Source organism: Actinocorallia libanotica (assembly GCF_039525175.1).
Classification (GTDB): Bacteria; Actinomycetota; Actinomycetes; order Streptosporangiales; family Streptosporangiaceae; genus Actinocorallia; species Actinocorallia libanotica.
This window is the reverse complement of sequence record NZ_BAAAHH010000115.1, coordinates 1-786: the sequence shown is the minus strand read 5'-3', so window position 1 is coordinate 786 and position 786 is coordinate 1. Positions and strand designations below refer to the sequence as shown.

Annotated in this window: 1 protein-coding gene; it reads left to right on the top strand. The window is 67.2% G+C overall.

What is annotated here, in order from left to right:
- Window positions 1-786, top strand: a 786-nt coding sequence (locus ABD140_RS39915; RefSeq protein WP_425544215.1) for a hypothetical protein, incomplete at both ends; no start/stop codon positions are given.

Below are 786 nucleotides of genomic sequence, written 5' to 3'. Positions count from 1 at the left end.
TCCTCTCCTGGGTCAAGGCGCTACCGGGGCGGATCGGCCGGTTCTTCTCCGGCGCCGGGAAGCTCCTGTGGAACAAGGGCAAGGACATCGTGTCCGGCCTGTGGAACGGCATCAAATCCATGGCCTCCTGGATCAAGGACAAGCTGATCGGCTTCGCCAAGGCCGTCATCCCCGGCCCCATCGCCAAGGCCCTGGGGATCGACTCGCCCTCCAAGGTGACCGCGGCACTGGGTCGCTGGGCCGCCATCGGCCTGGCCCAGGGCGTCATGTCGGGCACCGACCGGGTCATCGAGGTGTCCAAGGCCCAGGCGCGCTGGGTGGCGCGCAGCATGGTGGACGGGCTGACCGGCTCCAAGTCCCAGATCACCACCGCCGGCCGCAAGCTCCTGGACATGGTCCAAGACGGCATGAAGAAGGGGCGGCGCAAGAACGCGCTGATCGACCGCATCAAGGGCGACACCGCGATGCTGAAGATCCTGGCCGGGCAGCAGACGTATTTCGCCAAGCAGCTGGAGAAGGCCACCGACAAGCTGAAGAACCTGCGCTCGGCCCGTGCCGACCTGATCAAGTCCATCAAGGACGGGATCGTCTCGGCCGCCGACCTGACCTCCGGTGTCAAGGACGGCGAGAACCCCACCGTCAGCGGGATCCTGGGCAAGCTCACGGCCGATGCCCAAGCCGCGCGCAAGTTCGCCGACGACCTGGAACGGCTGCGCAAGAAGGGCCTGGACAAGGACCTCCTGTCCTCCCTGGCGCAAAAGGGCGTGGAAGGCGCCGGCGCGACGG